We start from the raw sequence: 17,257 nt of genomic DNA, 5'->3' as shown, positions 1-17,257 counted from the left end.
GACTGCACGAGCTCACCCCGACTGCGCGGCGCTCAGCTGCCCGGCCAGCGCCTCCGCCGCCGCCCGCAGCCGCGGGGCGAAGTTCTCCACCGCCTCCCACGTCACCCGCGCCGCCGGTCCCGACACCGAGATCGCGGTGGCCGACGGCGCACCCGGGATGGCGACGGCGACGCAGCGCACCCCCAGCTCCTGCTCGGCGTCGTCGACGGCGTAGCCGCGGGCGCGGATCCGGTCCAGCTCGCGCATCAGCGCGTCGGGATCGGTGATCGTGTGCGGGGTGGCGGCGGGCAGCCCGGTGCGGGTGATGAGCGCCCGCGCCTCGGCCGGTGGCAGGGTCGCGAGCAACGCCTTGCCCACCCCGGTGCAGTGGGCGGGCACCCGGCGGCCGACCTCGGTGAACATCCGCATGGCGTGCCGCGACGGCACCTGCGCCACGTAGACGACCGCGTCACCGTCGAGCATCGCGAGGTTCGCCGACTCCCCCGTCGCCTCGACCAGCGCGGTGAGCTGCGGGCGCGCCCACTCCCCCAGCATCCGCGACGCCGCCTCGCCCAGCCGGATGAGTCGCGGGCCGAGCGCGTAGCGGCGGGACGGGAGCTGGCGCACGTGCCCGGACGCGACGAGGGTGCGGACCAGCCGGTGGATCGTGGGCAGCGGCAGCCCGGAGCGAGCGGCGAGCTCGGAGAGCGCCACGCCGTCGGGGCCGGGGGCGTCGGCGAGGTGCTCGAGCAGCGCGAACGCGCGGTCGAGCGACTGCACCCCGCCGCCGCGCACGGGCTCCGGCACACGTCCTCCGATCGCCTCGTTCCCGATCGATCGAGGATAGCCCGGCGGGTCGCAGCGGACCGGTGGATCTTGCGCGGTGCGGCAGGATGGCCGCATGGCACAGGTGACGGCGCAGGCCTCGCGGACCATCGCAGCTCCGGCGGACACGGTGTACGCCGCGCTCGCGGACTACGCCACGACCCGCCCGAAGATCCTCACCGACAGCTACCGCGACTACCGCGTCGAGGCCGGCGGGCAGGGCACCGGCACGCGCGCGGCGTGGAAGCTGCAGGCCACCCGGTCGCGAGTGCGCGACCAGGTCGTCGACGTCACCGAGCCTGCACCGCGCCGGCTCGTCGAAGCGGACGCCAACTCCAGCATGGTCACCGTCTGGACGGTCCGCCCCGAGGGTCCGGACCGCAGCACCGTCACCGTCGACACCCGCTGGAACGGCGCCGGCGGCATCGGCGGGTTCTTCGAGCGGCTGTTCGCACCGAGCGGCCTGGCCCGCATCCACGACGGCGTCCTGGAGAAGCTCGACGCCGTGGTCACGCGGTGAGCGGGATCGTCGCGGTCGCGGGCGAGGCGCTGGTCGATCTCGTCCCGGCCCCGGTCGGGGACTACTTCGAGGCCCGCCCCGGCGGCAGCCCCGCCAACGTGGCGCTCGGGCTGGCCCGGCTCGGGGTGCCGGCCCGGCTGCTCGCCCGGATCGCCGAGGACCCCATGGGCAGCCGGATCCGCGAGCACCTCGACCGCAACGGTGTGCAGCTCGATCACGTCGTCACCGCCCGGGAGCAGACGTCGCTCGCGCTCGTGACGGTCGGCCCGGACGGCGGGCCCAGTTACGACTTCCGCATCGACGGCACCGCCGACTGGCAGTGGACCCCCGAGGAGCTGACCGGAGCCGTCGACGACGCGGTGGTGGCGGTGCACTCCGGCTCGCTCGCGCTCACCACGCCGCCGGGCGCCGCGGTGCTGCGCCGCCTCCTGGCCGACGCGGCGGCCACCGCGACGATCAGCTACGACCCCAACTGCCGCCCGCTGCTCATGGGCGACCCGGCCGATGTGCTCGCCGGGGTGCACGAGGTGCTGGCGTTCGCGGACGTGGTGAAGGTGAGCGCCGAGGACCTCGAGTGGTTGATGCCCGGCGCCACGCCCGACGAGGTGCTCGACGACTGGCTCGCGCGCGGCCCGGCGATCGTCGCGGTCACCCTCGGCGGCGACGGCGTCGTGGCCGGCAGCGCGAACGGGTTGCGCACCCGGCGTCCGGGCGTCCCGGTGCAGGTGGTCGACACCGTCGGCGCGGGCGACACGTTCTCCGCGGCCCTGCTCGCCGGGCTGCACGGCCGGGAGCTGCTCGGCGCGGCGAAGCGGGTCCAGCTGCGCGCGCTCGACGCCGACGCGCTGGACCAGCTCCTGGACCTGGCGGCGCGGGCCGCAGCGATCACCTGCTCGCGGCGCGGTGCGGACCCGCCCACGGCGGCGGAGCTGGGGTGCACGTCCGCCCACCACTACTGAACCCCGGTCCTGACGCCCCTGTCCCTGACCCCACCCGCTCACCCGTCCGGACGGGGCGAGGATGATCGGGGCATGTCCATTCCTGCCACGGTCGCATCCGTCGCAGACGCGGTGGACGCCGCGATCGCCCGTCTGGACCGGGTGGCCGTGCGCACGCCGCTGCAGCACAACGAGCGCCTGTCCTCCGCCGTCGGTGCCGACGTCTGGTTGAAGCGGGAGGACCTGCAGGTCGGCCGCTCGTACAAGCTGCGCGGCGCCTACCACCTGCTGTCCGGGCTGACCGAGGAGCAGCGCGCGGCGGGCGCGGTGTGCGCGAGCGCCGGCAACCACGGCCAGGGTGTGGCGCACGCCTGCCGGCGGCTGGGCATCGCCGGGCGGGTGCACGTGCCGAGCACGACGCCGCGGCAGAAGCGGGACCGGATCCGCTCCCTCGGCGGCGACGCCGTGGAGCTGGTGGTCGACGGCGACACCTACGACGAGGCCGCTGCGGCCGCGGCCGAGTACGCCGAACGGGCCGGCGCGACCCTGGTCCCGGCGTTCGACGATCCGCGCACGATCGCCGGGCAGGGCACGATCGGCCCGGAGATCGTCGCGCAGCTCGGTGGCCCACCGGACGTGCTGGTGGTGCCGGTCGGTGGCGGGGGCCTGCTGGCCGGGCTGGGCGGGTGGTTCGCCGCGCGGCACCCGAGCACCCGCATCGTGGGCGTGGAGCCGGCCGGGGCGGCGAGCATGGCGGCGGCGCTGGCGGACGGTGGTCCGGTGACGCTCGACGAGATCGACTCGTTCGTCGACGGCGCCGCGGTGCGCCGCGTCGGCGACCTGACCTTCCCCGTGGTGCGCGACTGCGGCGCGGAGCTGATCGCGATCGCCGAGGGCCGGGTGTGCACGGAGATGCTCGATCTCTACCAGGTCGACGGCGTGATCGCCGAGCCCGCCGGGGCGCTGGCGTCCGCCGCGCTGGAGGAGATCGGCATCGCGCCCGGCTCGTCGGTGGTGTGCCTGCTGTCGGGTGGGAACAACGACGTCAGCCGCTACGCCGAGGTGGTGGAGCGGTCGCTGGTGCACCGCGGGCTCAAGCACTACTTCCTGGTGGAGTTCCCGCAGGAGCCCGGGGCGCTGCGCCGGTTCCTCGACGACGTGCTCGGTCCGGACGACGACATCGTGCTGTTCGAGTACCAGAAGCGGGACAACCGCGAGACCGGCCCGGCGCTCGTGGGGATCGAGCTGGCCAGCCGGGACGGCTACGAGCCGTTGTGGGAACGGATGAAGGCCAGCCCGCTGCGCATCCAACTGGTGGCACCTGGCTCCACCGCGTACCGGTTCCTGGTCTGAGTACGTACCGTTGAGACGTGCCCAGCTACAGCCAGGAGAAGGACGCCTACCTCAAGCGGTTGCGCCGCATCGAGGGCCAGGTGCGCGGTCTGCAGCGGATGGTCGAGGAGGACAAGTACTGCATCGACATCCTGACGCAGGTCGCAGCGGCCACGAAGGCGCTGCAGGCGTTCTCGCTCGAGCTGCTCAACGAGCACCTGGCGACCTGCGTGGTGCACGCGGCCCAGGCGGGTGGTGAGGAGGCCGAGCAGAAGGTGAAGGAGGCCTCCGAGGCGATCGCGCGGCTCGTCCGCTCCTGAACGGCCGATCGGGTGGCAGCCGGTGACGCGCGATCACCCTTCCAGGCGAGGAGATTCGTCCATCTTCACCCTCCGTAACAGATCTGTGGCGCGGCGGGAGTAACCGCTGCGTTAACTCTCCCTCGTGTCACTGGCGGTCCATGCCCCTCGGCCTAGGCTCGGATCGCCGGGCCGACCGCCCGGCTCCCGTCCGGTCTGGGGAGGTGAGACCGAAGGTGCGAGCGCGCAGGCGCCCGGCCGTGGGGCTGCCCGCAGGGGCCCGCTTCGCCGGCGCAGCAGCCGTGCTCAAGGCTGCGAACGAAACCGTTCCCGGTGACGCAGTGTCAGGCATCGGAGCCTTCGCCGCCGTCCCGTCCCCCCGTTCCCCCGACTCGCCCGCCCCGGCCGCCCCCGACTCGGCCGCGCTGATCGTCCGCTCCCCCGACCGGCCGGCGGGCGCCCGCTTCGTCGTGCCCGGCCGGCACGCGACCCGGGAGGCGCCCGCGCGCCGAGGCTGGCCGTTCCCCTCCGTCCGCCCGCACGGCGGCCGGATCCGCCCGCCCGACCCGCCACCAGCCCCGGCCGTGCTCCCCGGGCTCGGCGCTCGGGGTGCCGGACGCCTCGGGCGGGTCGCCCCCGCATGACCGCCGCCACCGGCGACACCGCGTGGGTCCTGGTCGCGGCGGCGCTGGTGATGCTGATGACGCCGGGCGTCGCCTTCTTCTACGGCGGCATGGTCCGCGCCCGCAGCGTGCTCAACACGCTGATGATGACCGTTGTCTGCCTGCCGGTGGTGGGCGTGGTGTGGGCCGTGGTGGGGTTCGACCTCACCTTCGGCGACGACGCGGGCCTCGGCGTGCTCGGGCTGATCGGGCGCCCGGGTTCGATCGACCCGGCGGGGCTGGTCGGCTCGGGCGACGCGACCACGCCGTGGCCGGGCCCGCACGCGCTGCCGGTGCCGGCGTTCGCGATGTTCCAGCTGATGTTCGCCGCGCTCACCGCGGCGGTGGTGGCCGGCGCGGTGGTGGAGCGCACCCGCTTCTGGGCGTGGACGGTGTTCGTGGCCCTGTGGTCGGTGCTCGTCTACGCCCCGGTCGGCCACTGGGTGTTCGCCGCCGACGGGCTGGTCGGGCCGGCCTCGCGCGGCGGCTGGATCAACAACCAGGTGCACGCCGTCGACTTCGCCGGCGGCACCGTCGTGCACATCAACGCCGGGGCGGCGGCGCTCGCGCTGGCGATCGTGCTGGGCCGCCGCCGCGGCTGGCCCACCACCGTAGCCCGGCCGCACCACCTGCCGTTCACGATGCTCGGCGCAGGCCTGCTGTGGTTCGGCTGGTACGGCTTCAACGCCGGCTCGGCGCTCTCGGCCGGGCCGCTGGCGGCGATCGCGTTCGCCAACACCACGTTCGCGACCTGCACCGCGGTGCTCGGTTGGCTGATCGTGGAGCAGCTGCGCACCGGACGGCCGACGAGCCTCGGAGCCGCGTCCGGCGCGGTCGCCCGGCTGGTCGCGATCACCCCGGCCTGCGGGTACGTGGACACCTGGGGCGCGCTGGCGATCGGCCTGGTCGCCGGGATCGTCTGCCCGCTGGCGTGCGCGGCCAAGTGGCGGATCCGGCTCGACGACTCCCTCGACGTGGTGGCGATCCACCTGGTCGGCGGGCTGGTGGGCACACTGCTGGTCGGGGTGTTCGCCCGCCGGTCGGTCAACCCGGACGCGCTCGACGTCGACGGCGTCGTCCACGGCGGCGACGCGACCCAGCTGCTGCGCCAGGCCGTGGCCGCCGGCGCGGTGTTCGGCTACTCGTTCGTCGTCACGCTGCTGCTGGGCTACCTGATCCGGTTCACGATCGGGTTCCGGGTGCCGGCAGCCGCCGAGGCCACCGGTCTGGACCTGGAGGAGCACGCCGAAACCGCCTACGAGCCCGTCGAGCGGCCCACCGGGCGACACCGCGACCAGCCACCACCCGGACCGTCCCCGCCTGGATCACCACCGGCGCTGCACCGTCCGCGGCCCGATCGCGGCCCCCTGCAGCGGTACGGATCGCAGAGCTGGTTCGACGTCCCGCAGGACCGGTGACACCCGCCGCAGCGAGTACGCTGGCCTCCGGAATCGCGCCGGGCGCTGCCGACGGAGAGGTCCCATGACGGCTGCCGACACGCCGACCGGCCGGGTCGCGCAGCGCCAGGTCGACAAGTTCGAGCAACGCCGCCGCGAGCTGGCCGACGCTGCCCTGCAGACCCTGTCGGAGCTGGGTTACGCCCGCACGAGCCTGCGCGAGATCGCGCAGAACTCGCCGTTCTCGCACGGCGTGCTGCACTACTACTTCCGGGACAAGGTCGACCTGATCACGTACTGCGTGCGGCAGTACAAGACCGAGTGCGTGCACCGCTACGACGACATCGTCGCCGGATCCACCACGGCTGAGCAGCTCTCGCGCGACTTCGGCGCGCGGCTCGCCGAGACGATGGTGGAGGACGCCGCGATGCACCGCCTCTGGTACGACCTGCGCGCGCAGGCGCTGTTCGAGGACTCGTTCCGCAGCGACGTCCTCGAGATCGACGCCGTGCTGGAGCAGATGATCTGGCGCGTCGTCCGCCGCTGCGCCGACCTGGTCGGGACGGCGCCTGCCACCGGCTCCCCCGAGGCGTACGCGATGTTCGACGGGCTGTTCCAGCAAGCTCTGCTGCAGCACCTGGCCGGGGCCCCCGAGGCCGGGGCCCGCCTGGACGCGAGCGCCCGCCGGCTGCTCGCCCTGGTGGTACCGGTCGGGTAATCCGCTCGTCACGGGCGCGGCGGCCGGGGACACTGAGCGTCCGTGCCTGATCGGTCAGCCTCCGGCGCGTGGGCGCTGCTGCGCGGCAACGCCGGCCTGCGCCGGCTCACGACCGCACGGATCGTCTCGTTCGCCGGCGACGCGCTGAGCCTCGTGGCGTTGATGCTGCACGTGGCGGCGACCAGCGGGCAGGCGATCGCCGTGGCGGCGCTGCTGCTGGTCGGTGACGTCGTCCCGGCGGTGTTCGCGCCGGTCGCGGGTGCGCTCGCCGACCGGTTCGACCGTCGCCGCGTGATGATCGGCTGCGAGCTCGTCCAGGGCGCCGCGCTGCTCGCGATCGCGGCGACGCTGCCCCCACTGCCGCTGCTGCTGGTGCTCGTCGGGGTGCGGGCGGTGGCGGGGCAGGTGTTCCAGCCCGCGTCGCGGGCCGCGGTGCCGGCCCTGGTGGGCCCGCGCGACCTGGAGACCGCCAACGCCGCGCTGGGGTTCGGCACCAACGGGGCCGAGGCGCTCGGCCCGCTGCTGGCGGCCGCGCTGCTGCCGTTCCTCGGAGTGCCCGGCGTGCTGCTGGTCGACGCTGCCTCGTTCGGCCTGTCCGCGCTGCTCATCTCGCGGCTGCCGGCGCTCCCGCCGGACCGTGCCGGGGCTGCTCCGACCGGCCTGCTCGCCGATGCCCGCGCCGGGCTGGGCTACATCTGGTCCCGCCCCGCGCTGCGGATCATCGCACTCGGCTTCTGCGCGGTGGTGGCCGCCAACGGCGTCGACGACGTCGCGCTCGTGGTGCTGGGCACCGATGACCTGCACGCGAGCGACTCGGCGATCGCGCTGATGCTGGCCGGGGTGGGCGTCGGGCTGCTGGCCGGCTACGCGCTGCTGGTGCGCGGCGCCCGCGCGGCGTCGACGACCGTGCTGCTCGTGGCCGGGTTCGCGGTGTCCAGCCTCGGCAACCTGCTCACCGGGCTGGCGTGGGCGGTCGCGGTCGTGATCGCCCTGCAGACGGTGCGCGGCCTGGGCGTCGCCGCGATGGACGTCGCGTCGAACACGCTGGTGCAGCGGCTCGTGCCGGACGGCCTGCTGGGCCGGGTGTTCGGCAACCTGTACGGCGCGATCGGGGTGTCCGCGGCCGTGTCCTACATCGGCGGCGGGCTGCTGCTCGACGCCGTCGGTGCGCCCCTGACGTTCGTGCTGGCCGGTGCGGCGGGCACGGTGGCGAGCGCGGCCGTGGCGGTCACCCTGCCCGGCCGGACCCGGGACCCAGCGCCGTCGTGACGATGCGGGTGACCTCGGCGAACACCGCCTCGTCCGGCTGCGCGTCCGGGTGGTCCCCCGCGGTGAGGACGGTGAGCACGATCGGCGCCCCCTGCGGCGGCCAGAGGACCGCGGCGTCGCCCGCCGTGCCGTAGCCGCCCGTGCCGGTCTTGTCGGCCACCCGCCAGCCCGCCGGCGCGCCGGCCCGGATGCGTGCGTCGCCGGTGGTGTTGGCGAGCATCCAGCCGCGCAGCAGCTCCCGCGCGGCGACGTCGAGACGGCTGCCCAGCACCAGCTCGCGCACGTCGGCGGAGAGCGCCCGCGGCGTGGACGTGTCGCGTTCGTCGCCGGGGACCGCGGTGTTGAGCGCGGGCTCCCAGCGGTCCGACCGGGTCACCGGATCGCCCAGGCTCCGCACGAACGCGGTGATCCCCTCCGGGCCGCCCACCGCGCGCAGCAGCAGGTTGCCGGCGGTGTTGTCGCTGTAGCGCAGGGCCGCCTCGGCGGCCTCCCGCAGGGTCATCCCCGTGCCGACGTGTGCGCGCGCGCTCGGTGAGTGGGCCACCAGATCGGCGGCCTCGACCGGCAGCCGCCGGTCGAGCTGCTCGATCGGGAACCGGTCGAGCACCGCGCCGGCGGCGAGCACCTTGACGATCGAGCAGTGCGCGAACCTCTCGTCCGCGCGGTGGGCGAGCTCGCGCCCGTCCGCGGTGGCCACGGCGTGCACCCCGAGCCGGACGCCGCGGCGGGCAGCCTCGCAGCCGGCCAGCGCCGCGGCGGCGGCGAGGTCCGGGACGTCCGCAGCGGGCGGCGGCGCGGCGCACGCGGCCGGAGCGAGCAGCGCCGCCCCGAGGACGGATCGCCTGCCGATCGGATGCCCCACGGTGCTGACCGTAGAACACGCCGGCCGCAGAACAGGCCGATCGCGGAGCAGCCGTCACCGGGTCGGCGCCGTGGTGCGCTCGGGCTCGCTCGGCCGCCGCTCGAACGCCGGGCCCGCGAGGAACCAGATACCCACGACCATCCACACGCGGCCGATCCACCACCACAGCGCGGCCTCCTGCTCGGGCCCGGCGACGGTGACGACCATGCCGAGCAGGGTGACCGACGCGATCGCGGCCGCGGCGACGACGCGGTACCACTCCTGCCAGACGGCCCGGTACCGCTCGGGGCTGCCCTTCGCCGGCCTGTGCGGCTTCGGTCCGCCGGCGAACCGGTGCGCGAAGTGCCGGTCGGCCCAGCGCACCAGCGCCGGCCCGAACGCCACGCTGAACCCCAGGTAGACCGCGGCGAGACCGTGGATCGCGGTAGCCGGGGATCCGCGGTGCAGATCGAGCAGCACGGCCACCACCAGCACGACGTCGACCAGCGGGACGGCCACCAGCAGCGCGGCGCTCAGCCGGCGCAGCCGCAGCAGGTAGCGCGCGGCGAGCCCGGCGACGACCAGCGCCCAGAAGCCGAACTCGCACAGGACGATGACGGCGGCTATCGGGTTGTCGCGGATCAGCTCGACCATGCCCTCGATGCTCGCCGCGGGGTGGGCCCGTGCACGTCGGCGATCGGGATCATCCTCGCGTCATCACTTCGGATGACCCGCGCCGGCGGCGACACGCCAGGTCGCAGGTGGCGCAGATCGTTGACCGCGGGCCTCCGGGTTGCTCTGATACCAGTCCGGCCCTTTCTGCGGCCGTCGGGGACTCTGGGGCTGTCGGGGAGCACGAGGGGTCGGGGTGGCAGAACGCAGGTCGCGCCGCTGGTTGTGGATCGGTGCCGTGCTGGTCGCGGGGGCCGCGCTGCTGTCGGCGTCGCAGACCACCCTCCCCTTCGGCGGGCCCGGCCGGGCCGCGGCCGCCGTCGCGGCGGCGCCGCGGGTGGTCGTCTCCCCCGCCGACGGATCCACCGACGTCGCCCCGGCGACCGCGATCACCGTGGCCGCGTTCGACGCGACCCTGCAGGACGTCACCGTCACCGCGGCTGACGGCACCCCGCTGCCCGGGGCGCTCTCCGCCGACGGCCGCACGTGGAGCGCGACGCAGCGGCCCGCGTTCGCCACCGAGTACCGCTTCTCCGGCACTGCCGCGGGCCCGGGCGGCAGCGTGGCGGTGACCGGGACGTTCCGCACGGCCGATCCGCAGGACCGGCTCGTCACCGCGTCCGCGCCGTGGATCGGCGAGGGCACCACCGTCGGCATCGCCGCGCCGATCGAGCTGCGGTTCGACACGACGCTGAGCGAGGAGGCCAAGGCGGCCGTCGAACGGCGGCTCACGGTGAAGACGAGCGTCCCCGTCGAGGGGTCGTGGGGCTGGCTGCCCGACACCAAGCGCGGCTCCCGGGTGCACTGGCGGCCGAAGGACTACTGGCCGCCGAACACCCAGGTCACCGTGCACGCCGCCCTCTACGGCGTCCCGCTGGGCGACGCCGGGTTCGGCGAGAGCGACCTGACGCGGTCGTTCACGATCGGGCGCGCGCAGATCGTGAAGGCCGACGTCACCTCGCACCGCATGGTCGTGATCCGCGACGGGGAGGTCGTGCTGGACGTGCCGGCCAGCTACGGGCTGGAGAGCGACTCCCGGCGGGTCACCCGCTCCGGCATCCACGTCGTGACCAGCAAGTCGCCGACGGTCTACATGACCAACCCGACGTTCGGCTACTACAACGTCAAGATGCACTGGGCGGTGCGGATCTCCGACAACGGCGAGTTCATCCACGCCAACCCCGCCTCCGCTTACGCGCACGGCCGGCAGAACGTCACCCACGGCTGCGTCAACCTGTCCACCGCGAACGCCAAGGCGTACTACGACACCGCCCTCTACGGCGACCCGGTGGAGGTCGTCAACTCGAGCGTGCCGCTGTCGAAGGCCGACGGGGACGTCTACGACTGGACGTTGTCGTGGGAGGAGTGGCAGTCGCTCTCGGCGCTGGCGCCGCGCAGCTGATCCGGCAGGCCGAACCGGGCGGCGAGCTGCGGCAGGTGGAACCGCGTCACCGCCGCGATGCCGGACGGGGTGCAGGTCAGCACGATCAGCGCGGTCATCCGCCCGCCGCCGTACCCCCGAAGGCCGGTCCGCCGGCCGCACCGACCGGCACCAGCTCGACCGCGCGGTCGCGGGCGGCGAAGGACATCCGCCGGAACCCGGCGATCGCTTCACGACCGCCGTGCCCGTGCGGCGCGGGCGGCATCGCGCCACGCGTCGTCGGTGAGCAGTGCGACCAGGTCGACGTCACCCGCCACGTACGCAGCGGCGAAGCGGGAGGCGAGCTCCTGCTCGGCGGCCGCGGGTGGCCGCGGCGGGCGCTCCCCCACCCCGGAGCGGGCCCGCTGCAGCAGGCCCTTCACCACGGTCGGGGTGGTGTCGAGCAGGTCGGCGACCTCGGCGGCGGAGGAGTCCAGCACGTCGCGCAGCACGAGCGCGGCCGCCTGCCGCGGCGGGGAGCCGCGCCAGCGCGGTGACGAAGGCCAGCTCCACGTCGGCCACCGCCTCCACCCGGTCGTCCGGCCCGGGCTGCGGCCACGTCACCTCGCTGCGCCGCGTCGGCTCGGGCGGGGTGAACGGCGGCACCGACTCGGCGGGGCGGCGGCCGGCGTCGAGGCAGCGGTGCGTGGCGATGCGGTAGAGCCAGGGTGCGCAGCCCGGCCCGCTCCGCGAACCCGGCGAGGCCGCGCCAGGCCGCGAGCAGCGTCTCCTGCACCACGTCCTCGGCGTCGGTGATCGACCCGAGCAGCCGGTAGCAGTGCGCGAACAACTACCCGCCGGTACGGCTCGACGAGCTCGACGAACGCCCGCTCGTCCCCGGCCTCGGCCCGCTCCAGCACGATCGGCACCGGCGCATCGTGGCCGAGCGTTCCGATCGGGGCGGTCGGGGTGTTCGATACGGACATGGCAGCTGTTGACACCTCTCTCTCGCGTTCCACCGCGCCTGGATGGCGGGCGACATCGACACCGCGATGCGGTACGTCGCCGACGACGTCGTGACACCCCGGCGGGGCGGATCGTCGAGCGCCGCCGCGTTCCGGCAGTTCATCGAGCCGTTCAGCCGCATCCTCACCGGCTCGCACCTGCACGGCGCGTTCGGTGACGAGACCAGCTCGGTGCTGTTCTACGTGGCCGACGGGAAGATCACGCACGTGCGGATCGTGTTCGACCGGGTCCCGTTCGAGGCGGCGCGAGCGGCCGCGGGGTGATCACCGCCAGTGCTGCGGCCGGTCGAGCGTGTCGGGCAGCGTGGTGCGGGCGTCGCCGCGGGCGGCGCGGACCTGGAACTGGGTGAGGAACAGCGCGCCGTGCAGACGGGCACCGCGCACGTCGGCGGCGCGCAGATCGGCGCCGATCACGTCCGCCCCGGTCAGGTCACAGCCGCGCAGCGACGCCCCGACCAGCACCGCACCCCGCAGTGACGCCCCGCGCAGGTCGCGGCGGGTCAGGTCCGCCCCGGCCAGGTCCGCACCGCGGCGGTCGAACCGCCGCCGCGGGCCGGGTGCCGCCGCCCGCACCCGCTCGGCCACCTCGCGCAGCAGGACGTTCACCCGTTCCCGCTGCGCAGCCGCGTCGGTCGCCAGCAGGGCCGGCACGTCCGCCCCGGCCAGCGCGTCGGTCTCCGCCCGCAGGCGCGCGAGCTGCGGGTGCAGCTCGCGCGCCTCCGGGCGGGCCAGTGCGGCGTCGAGGTACCAGAGCAGCTCGTGCAGCAGCCGGACCGTCTCGAACACGGCGAACATCGGCTCTGCCACCTCGGGCCCGGCCCGCCAGCTGCGCCCGCCGAACGTCTCCTGCACGACCCGCTGGCCCGCGCCGAAGCAGTCGTACACCGTGCAGCCGACGAAGCCGCGCCCACGCAGCTCGGCGTGGATCCCGCACCGGTGGTCGGCCAGCAGGTTCGGGCACGGGGTGCGCGGCGGCTTGGAGATCGCGAAGTCCGCCGACGCCGCGAACGCGGGCACCACGCAGCACAGCCCCGAACAGGCTGAGCAGTCGGCGCGCAGCATCCGGCGATCGGCCATCCCCGTGACCGTAGTCGGCCCTGCTCAGCCCACCCGCAGCTCGTCCCCGTCCCGCTCGACCGGCAACGCGGTCAGCGGTGCCGGGGACGGGCCGCCGGCCACCGAGCCGTCGGTGATGCGGAACCGGCTGCCGTGGCAGAAGCAGTTGATCGTCCCAGCGGCGATCGCGCGGACGGCGCAGCCGCGGTGCGGGCAGGTCGCGTCGAAGGCGGCGAACTCCCCCGCGGCCGGCTGGGTCACGACCACCCCGTCGGTGATCACCCCGCCGCCGACGGGCACCGCGGCGGCCGTGATCCGTGCGCGCATCTGCGGAGTATGGGCGCCGTGGCCGCACCCGCGCCAGCTCAGTCGCCGACGGTCGCGGGCTCGCGGATCTCCGCGATCCGCACCGGCCGCCCGGTGTGCAGCGAGCGGGTGGCCGCCTCGGCGATCCACGCGACGGCCACCGCATCGTCCACCGTGCACGGCACCGCCGCCCTGCCCGCCACCACGTCGACGAACGCCGCCAGCTCCGCCCGGAACGCCGTGGCCAGCCGGTCCATGAAGAACGTGTGCGGCGGGCCGGCCGGGAAGGTCGCGCCCGGGTGGGTGTTGCGCAGCGGCAGCCCGTCGTCCAGCCCGGCGGCGACGCTGTCAGCGACCCCGTGCACCTCGAGCCGCACGTCGTAGCCGCGGCCGTTGAACCGGGTGTTGGACACCAGCCCCAGCGTGCCGTCGTCGAAGGTCAGCATGGTGGCCGCGGTGTCGACGTCCCCGGCCGCGGCGAACGCGTCCGGGTCGCCCCCGCCGAGCGAGCCGGTCGCGTACACCTCGACGACCTCTCGGCCGGTCACCCAGCGGACCGCGTCGAAGTCGTGCACGGCGCAGTCGTGGAAGATCCCGCCCGACCCAGCGAGGTACGACGCCGGCGGCGGGGCCGGGTCGAGCGTGGTGGAGCGGACGGTGCGCAGCTTGCCCAGCTCCCCCTTCTCGACGGCGGCGCGGGCGGCCCGGAACGCCGGGTCGAACCGGCGCGGGAACCCGACCTGCACCGGAACCCCGGCCGCGGTCACCGCCGCGGCCACCCGCTCGGCCTCGGCGGGCGTGGGGGCCAGCGGCTTCTCGCAGAACACCGGCACGCCCGCGTCGACGCCGGCCAGCGTCAGCTCGGCGTGCAGCGCGGTCGGGGCCGCCACCAGCACCCCGTCGACGCCGGCGGCGAGCACATCGGCGGGTGACCCGGCCGGGGTGGCGCCGACCCGGTCGGCCACCCGCTCGGTCACCGCGGGCACCGCGTCGGTCACCACCAGCTCGTCGACGGTGTCGAGCGCGGCGAGCGTCTCGGCGTGGAAGGCGCCGATGCGGCCCAGCCCGATCAGACCCAGCTTCATCTGCAGCTCCCTGCTCAGTCCAGGCCGCCGAACACGTTCTGGTCCCAGTCGATGACGGAGCCGGTGACGACCCCGCTGCGGTCGCTCAGCAGGAAGACGACGAAGTCGGCGATCTCGTCGACCTGCCCGAGCTTGCCCATGGGCAGCCGGGCCGCGGCCCGCTGCGCCCAGTCCTCCGGCGCGCCGTGCGCGGTGCGCTGGATCTCGGCCTCGCCCTCGGTCTCGGTCCAGCCGATGTCGAGGCCGTTGATGCGGATGCGGTCGAAGCGGTGGGCGTGCGCGGCGTTGCGGGTGAGCCCGGCCAGCCCGGCCTTCGCCGCCACGTACGGCGCGAGGTAGGGCTGCCCACCCAGCTCCGACGAGGAGATGATGTTGACGATCGTGCCGGGTGCGCCGCGACGGCGCATGTCGGCGACGGCGGCCTGCATGAGGAAGAACGGGCCGCGCAGGTTGATCGCGATGTGCCGGTCGAACAGCTCCGGTGTGGTGTCGAGCAGTGTGCCGCGGTCGACCAGGCCCGCGGAGTTCACCAGGCAGTCGATCCGCCCGAACCGCTCGACGGTGGCCGCGACCGACGCCTGCGCGGACGCGACGTCGGCCACGTCGGCCTGCACGAACACCGCGCCGATGTCGGCGGCCGCCTTCTCCCCCCGCTCGGCGCGCCGCCCGGTGATCACCACCTGCGCGCCCTCCCGGACGGCCGCCCGGGCCACGCCGGCACCCACCCCCTGGGTGCCGCCGCTGACCAGAACGACCCGGTCGGCCAAGAGCGTCATGCCGTCCTCCTCCGCGCGGAGTGGGCGGCCAGGCGCGCCCGGAACGTCTCGATCGGCCAGTCCTCGGCGAGCGCGCGGCGCACCAGGTCGGCCTGGGTCGGTGGGGCGAGGCCGTCGACGGGCGGATCGCGGTCGAGGTTGGTGGGGAAGGCGTAGCCCTCGGCAGCCGCGGCGATCGCCGGCCCGGGCGCGGGGTGGGCGCGCAGCGCCGGGTAGATCGCCAAGCAGATCCGCTCGCGGTCCACGCTCTCCATGGCCCGCCCGAACGCCGAGGAGATCTGCAGCAGGTTCGCGATCCGCCGCAGGTCGCGCGTGGCGTTGGCGCCGGCGCCGTGCACGACGGCCGGGTTGAAGAACGCCGCGTCGCCCTTGACCAGCGGCAGTTGGACGTGCCGCTCGGCGAACAGCTGCTGGAAGTCGGGGCGGTTCATCGCGAGGTAGCCGGGCAGGTACTTCTGCGAGTGCGGCAGGTAGCAGGTGGGACCGGCGTCCAGCGGCATGTCGGAGTGGGCGACCGCGCCCTGCAGGGTGAGCACCGGCGAGAGCCGGTGCACGTGCGCGGGGTAGCGCTCGATCACCGCGCTCGGCTGGAACCCGAGGTGGTAGTCGCGGTGCCCGACCTGCGCCTTCCCACCCGGCCGCACGACGTTGACCTGCGAGGTCATCTGGTAACCGGGCCCGAGCCAGGCCTCGGCGGCCAGCGCGATGGCCGGGTTGGCGTAGTAGTCGACGAACACCTCGGGCGCGCGGACGGCGAGCTTCTCCAGCGCGTTCCACACCCGGTCGTTGGCGCCGGGCGCGGCGAAGTGGTCGCCGGTCTCGTCGTCCTGGCCGGCGATGACCTCCTCGAACACCGCGGTCGCGCGGTCGACCACGGACGTGTCGGGGTACGCGCCGCGCAGCACCACCACGCCCGGGCCGTCGGCGAACGCGCGGACCAGCTCGGCCCGCGCGGCGGCCGGGTCGGCGGCGAGCAGCGCGGCGGTGTCGTAGATCAGGATCTCCTGCTCGATCGCCGCGGCCAGCGGGTAGTCGGCGGGGTCCGTCCGCTCGGCCAGCACGGCGAGCAGGTCGTCGACCGAGCACGCGGCCTCGGTCAGCGGCTCGTGCGTGAGCGGCATCGATCACTCCGAAGGTGCTTAAAGCGCTTTAACAAGTGGGTACTATCCGGGCGGCGACGGGAGGTGTCAAGGGGTGCGACGGCCCAGGCTGGAGGACGTGGCGGCGGCCGCGGGCGTGTCGACCGCGTCGGTGTCGCTGGTGCTGCGCGGCCGACCGGGACCAAGCGATCGGACCCGGGAGAAGGTGCTGGCCGCGGCCGCCCAGCTGGGCTACCGCGCCGATCGCGCAGCGAGCCTGCTCGCCCGTCGGCGCACCCACCTGCTCGGCGTGCCCGTCCAGCTGCGCGACGTCTACCGGGCCGAGCTGGCCGAGGAGATCCAGCTCGCCGCCGATCGCCGCGGCTACACGGTGGCGCTCTCGGCGATCACCGCGGCGCACGACGAGCAGCGCGTCGCCGAGACGCTGCTCGACCTGCGCTGCGAGGCGCTGCTGCTGCTCGCCCCCGGCATGCCCGACGCCGACATCGCTGCGCTCGCTACCCGCGTGCCGGTCGTCGCGGTGAGCCGGCGCGCCGAGCCCGCCGGGTTCGACGTGGTGCGGGTGGCCGACGACCAGGGCGTCGCCCTCGTGGTGGACCACCTCGTGGAGCTGGGCCACCACGCGCTCGTGCACGTCGACGGCGGGAGCGAGGCCATGGCCGCGGATCGCCGAGACGGCTTCCTCGCCGCCACGGCCCGGCACGGGGTCGCCGGGCGGGTGGTGCCCGGCGGCAACACCGAGGAGGCCGGGGCCGCCGCGGCCCGGGCCCTGCTCGCCGAGCCGGAGCTGCCGACGGCCGTGGTGGCAGCCAACGACCGCAGCGCGATCGGCCTGCTCGACGTGTTCCTCCGCGCGGGCGTGCGGGTGCCCGGGGACGTCTCGCTCACGGGCTACGACGACTCGGAGCTGTCCCGGCTCGCGCACGTCGACCTCACCACCGTCAACCAGGAGGCGGCCGAGCAGGCCGAGCAGGCCGTCGACGCGGCGCTGGACCGGCTCGACGGCGGCCGCACGACGTCGGTCGAGCGGGTGCTGCCGCCGCGCCTGGTGGTCCGGGGCACGACCGGACCACCGCGCAGATGAACCTCGGCGGTGG

Annotated in this window: 21 protein-coding genes and 1 pseudogene; 12 read left to right on the top strand and 10 right to left on the bottom strand. The window is 75.0% G+C overall.

Translation table 11 applies throughout. From position 1 onward, the window contains the following. Nucleotides 1-12: 12 nt before the first annotated feature. Nucleotides 13-786: an IclR family transcriptional regulator gene (locus tag BUE41_RS03015; RefSeq protein ID WP_234996924.1), complete on the bottom strand. Its 774-nt coding sequence runs from the start codon at nucleotides 784-786 to the stop codon at nucleotides 13-15. A 94-nt stretch (nucleotides 787-880) separates the two neighbouring features. On the opposite strand from BUE41_RS03015, the gene BUE41_RS03010 reads away from it, so the two are divergent. The 8 genes from BUE41_RS03010 to BUE41_RS02975 all read left to right on the top strand — a co-directional run bounded on the left by BUE41_RS03010 (nucleotide 881) and on the right by BUE41_RS02975 (nucleotide 7,939). Continuing rightward, nucleotides 881-1,324, top strand: a complete 444-nt coding sequence (locus tag BUE41_RS03010) for an SRPBCC family protein (RefSeq protein WP_073455292.1) — start codon at nucleotides 881-883, stop codon at nucleotides 1,322-1,324. Continuing rightward, on the top strand, nucleotides 1,321-2,283 hold the full coding sequence (locus BUE41_RS03005; RefSeq protein ID WP_234996922.1) for a carbohydrate kinase family protein: 963 nt from the start codon (nucleotides 1,321-1,323) through the stop codon (nucleotides 2,281-2,283). The genes BUE41_RS03010 and BUE41_RS03005 overlap by 4 nt, the downstream gene beginning before the upstream one ends. Nucleotides 2,284-2,355: 72 nt before the next feature. After that, nucleotides 2,356-3,615 (top strand): threonine ammonia-lyase IlvA, encoded by a 1,260-nt coding sequence (gene ilvA, locus BUE41_RS03000; RefSeq protein ID WP_073455291.1) that lies wholly within the window; start codon nucleotides 2,356-2,358, stop codon nucleotides 3,613-3,615. Between the two features lie 17 nt (nucleotides 3,616-3,632). Further along, nucleotides 3,633-3,914 carry a metal-sensitive transcriptional regulator gene (locus BUE41_RS02995; protein WP_073455290.1) on the top strand — a complete coding sequence of 94 codons (282 nt, stop codon included), beginning with the start codon at nucleotides 3,633-3,635 and terminating at the stop codon, nucleotides 3,912-3,914. Nucleotides 3,915-4,234: 320 nt separating this feature from the next. Beyond that, entirely contained in the window at nucleotides 4,235-4,537 is a 303-nt protein-coding gene (locus BUE41_RS02990) for a hypothetical protein (RefSeq protein ID WP_143171942.1), read from the top strand. After that, complete coding sequence (locus tag BUE41_RS02985; RefSeq protein WP_073455288.1) at nucleotides 4,534-5,973, top strand: ammonium transporter; 1,440 nt, start codon at nucleotides 4,534-4,536, stop codon at nucleotides 5,971-5,973. Before BUE41_RS02990 ends, BUE41_RS02985 begins: the two co-directional genes overlap by 4 nt. Before the next feature lie 64 nt (nucleotides 5,974-6,037). Then, a complete protein-coding gene (locus BUE41_RS02980) occupies nucleotides 6,038-6,670 on the top strand; it encodes a TetR/AcrR family transcriptional regulator (protein WP_073455287.1) in 633 nt (210 codons plus the stop codon). Between the two features lie 42 nt (nucleotides 6,671-6,712). Next, nucleotides 6,713-7,939, top strand: a complete 1,227-nt coding sequence (locus BUE41_RS02975) for an MFS transporter (protein ID WP_200803740.1) — start codon at nucleotides 6,713-6,715, stop codon at nucleotides 7,937-7,939. On the opposite strand, the gene bla is transcribed toward BUE41_RS02975, so the two are convergent. Both bla and BUE41_RS02965 read right to left on the bottom strand, forming a co-directional pair. Next, nucleotides 7,899-8,801, bottom strand: a complete 903-nt coding sequence (gene bla / locus BUE41_RS02970; RefSeq protein ID WP_073455286.1) for a class A beta-lactamase — start codon at nucleotides 8,799-8,801, stop codon at nucleotides 7,899-7,901. The two genes, BUE41_RS02975 and bla, sit on opposite strands and share 41 nt — an antisense overlap. 54 nt (nucleotides 8,802-8,855) lie before the next feature. After that, entirely contained in the window at nucleotides 8,856-9,434 is a 579-nt protein-coding gene (locus BUE41_RS02965) for a hypothetical protein (RefSeq protein ID WP_073455285.1), read from the bottom strand. Between the two features lie 214 nt (nucleotides 9,435-9,648). Between BUE41_RS02965 and BUE41_RS02960 the strand changes: the two genes are divergently transcribed. Then, nucleotides 9,649-10,854, top strand: coding sequence for a L,D-transpeptidase (locus tag BUE41_RS02960; RefSeq protein WP_073455284.1), 1,206 nt, complete (start codon nucleotides 9,649-9,651; stop codon nucleotides 10,852-10,854). On the opposite strand, the gene BUE41_RS32625 is transcribed toward BUE41_RS02960, so the two are convergent. Together BUE41_RS32625 and BUE41_RS32620 are read right to left on the bottom strand one after the other, a co-directional pair. Beyond that, complete coding sequence (locus BUE41_RS32625; RefSeq protein WP_327194731.1) at nucleotides 10,791-10,952, bottom strand: hypothetical protein; 162 nt, start codon at nucleotides 10,950-10,952, stop codon at nucleotides 10,791-10,793. The genes BUE41_RS02960 and BUE41_RS32625 overlap by 64 nt on opposite strands. Nucleotides 10,953-11,063: 111 nt before the next feature. Then, a pseudogene (locus BUE41_RS32620) lies at nucleotides 11,064-11,336 on the bottom strand (sigma factor-like helix-turn-helix DNA-binding protein); the annotation flags it as partial. 29 nt (nucleotides 11,337-11,365) lie between these two features. On the opposite strand from BUE41_RS32620, the gene BUE41_RS32615 reads away from it, so the two are divergent. Beyond that, nucleotides 11,366-11,533, top strand: a complete 168-nt coding sequence (locus BUE41_RS32615; RefSeq protein ID WP_327194742.1) for a hypothetical protein — start codon at nucleotides 11,366-11,368, stop codon at nucleotides 11,531-11,533. Nucleotides 11,534-11,840: 307 nt separating this feature from the next. Next, complete coding sequence (locus BUE41_RS02950) at nucleotides 11,841-12,101, top strand: hypothetical protein (protein ID WP_073455283.1); 261 nt, start codon at nucleotides 11,841-11,843, stop codon at nucleotides 12,099-12,101. On the opposite strand, the gene BUE41_RS02945 is transcribed toward BUE41_RS02950, so the two are convergent. The 5 genes from BUE41_RS02945 to BUE41_RS02925 are packed head-to-tail and all read right to left on the bottom strand — an operon-like array spanning nucleotide 12,102 to nucleotide 16,181. Then, on the bottom strand, nucleotides 12,102-12,914 hold the full coding sequence (locus BUE41_RS02945; protein ID WP_073455282.1) for a pentapeptide repeat-containing protein: 813 nt from the start codon (nucleotides 12,912-12,914) through the stop codon (nucleotides 12,102-12,104). 24 nt (nucleotides 12,915-12,938) lie between these two features. Further along, the gene (locus BUE41_RS02940; protein WP_084754282.1) at nucleotides 12,939-13,220 is read right to left on the bottom strand and encodes a Rieske (2Fe-2S) protein; all 282 of its coding nucleotides are present in this window, start codon (nucleotides 13,218-13,220) and stop codon (nucleotides 12,939-12,941) included. Between the two features lie 38 nt (nucleotides 13,221-13,258). Further along, nucleotides 13,259-14,284 (bottom strand): Gfo/Idh/MocA family protein, encoded by a 1,026-nt coding sequence (locus BUE41_RS02935; protein WP_073455280.1) that lies wholly within the window; start codon nucleotides 14,282-14,284, stop codon nucleotides 13,259-13,261. Nucleotides 14,285-14,298: 14 nt separating this feature from the next. Next, nucleotides 14,299-15,060 (bottom strand): SDR family oxidoreductase, encoded by a 762-nt coding sequence (locus tag BUE41_RS02930; RefSeq protein WP_073455279.1) that lies wholly within the window; start codon nucleotides 15,058-15,060, stop codon nucleotides 14,299-14,301. Next, nucleotides 15,057-16,181 carry a phytanoyl-CoA dioxygenase family protein gene (locus tag BUE41_RS02925; RefSeq protein WP_073455278.1) on the bottom strand — a complete coding sequence of 375 codons (1,125 nt, stop codon included), beginning with the start codon at nucleotides 16,179-16,181 and terminating at the stop codon, nucleotides 15,057-15,059. The genes BUE41_RS02930 and BUE41_RS02925 overlap by 4 nt, the downstream gene beginning before the upstream one ends. A 73-nt stretch (nucleotides 16,182-16,254) precedes the next feature. On the opposite strand from BUE41_RS02925, the gene BUE41_RS02920 reads away from it, so the two are divergent. Then, a complete protein-coding gene (locus BUE41_RS02920; RefSeq protein ID WP_073455277.1) occupies nucleotides 16,255-17,244 on the top strand; it encodes a LacI family DNA-binding transcriptional regulator in 990 nt (329 codons plus the stop codon). The last annotated feature ends 13 nt before the right edge of the window (nucleotides 17,245-17,257 follow it).

The sequence above is a fragment of the Pseudonocardia thermophila genome, assembly GCF_900142365.1.
In the GTDB taxonomy this organism is placed as follows: Bacteria; Actinomycetota; Actinomycetes; order Mycobacteriales; family Pseudonocardiaceae; genus Pseudonocardia; species Pseudonocardia thermophila.
Note: the sequence above shows the minus strand (reverse complement) of the source record. Positions and strands in the feature narration are given on the sequence as shown.

Excerpts from the sequence above, each read along its gene's own strand:
- BUE41_RS03010 (WP_073455292.1), top strand. The coding sequence starts at position 881 with ATGGCACAGGTGACGGCGCAGGCCTCGCGGACCATCGCAGCTCCGGCG.
- ilvA (WP_073455291.1), top strand. The coding sequence starts at position 2,356 with ATGTCCATTCCTGCCACGGTCGCATCCGTCGCAGACGCGGTGGACGCC.
- BUE41_RS02985 (WP_073455288.1), top strand. The coding sequence starts at position 4,534 with ATGACCGCCGCCACCGGCGACACCGCGTGGGTCCTGGTCGCGGCGGCG.
- BUE41_RS02980 (WP_073455287.1), top strand. The coding sequence starts at position 6,038 with ATGACGGCTGCCGACACGCCGACCGGCCGGGTCGCGCAGCGCCAGGTC.
- BUE41_RS02965 (WP_073455285.1), bottom strand. The coding sequence starts at position 9,434 with ATGGTCGAGCTGATCCGCGACAACCCGATAGCCGCCGTCATCGTCCTG.
- BUE41_RS32625 (WP_327194731.1), bottom strand. The coding sequence starts at position 10,952 with ATGACCGCGCTGATCGTGCTGACCTGCACCCCGTCCGGCATCGCGGCG.
- BUE41_RS02950 (WP_073455283.1), top strand. The coding sequence starts at position 11,841 with ATGGCGGGCGACATCGACACCGCGATGCGGTACGTCGCCGACGACGTC.
- BUE41_RS02945 (WP_073455282.1), bottom strand. The coding sequence starts at position 12,914 with ATGGCCGATCGCCGGATGCTGCGCGCCGACTGCTCAGCCTGTTCGGGG.
- BUE41_RS02940 (WP_084754282.1), bottom strand. The coding sequence starts at position 13,220 with ATGCGCGCACGGATCACGGCCGCCGCGGTGCCCGTCGGCGGCGGGGTG.
- BUE41_RS02935 (WP_073455280.1), bottom strand. The coding sequence starts at position 14,284 with ATGAAGCTGGGTCTGATCGGGCTGGGCCGCATCGGCGCCTTCCACGCC.
- BUE41_RS02930 (WP_073455279.1), bottom strand. The coding sequence starts at position 15,060 with ATGACGCTCTTGGCCGACCGGGTCGTTCTGGTCAGCGGCGGCACCCAG.
- BUE41_RS02925 (WP_073455278.1), bottom strand. The coding sequence starts at position 16,181 with ATGCCGCTCACGCACGAGCCGCTGACCGAGGCCGCGTGCTCGGTCGAC.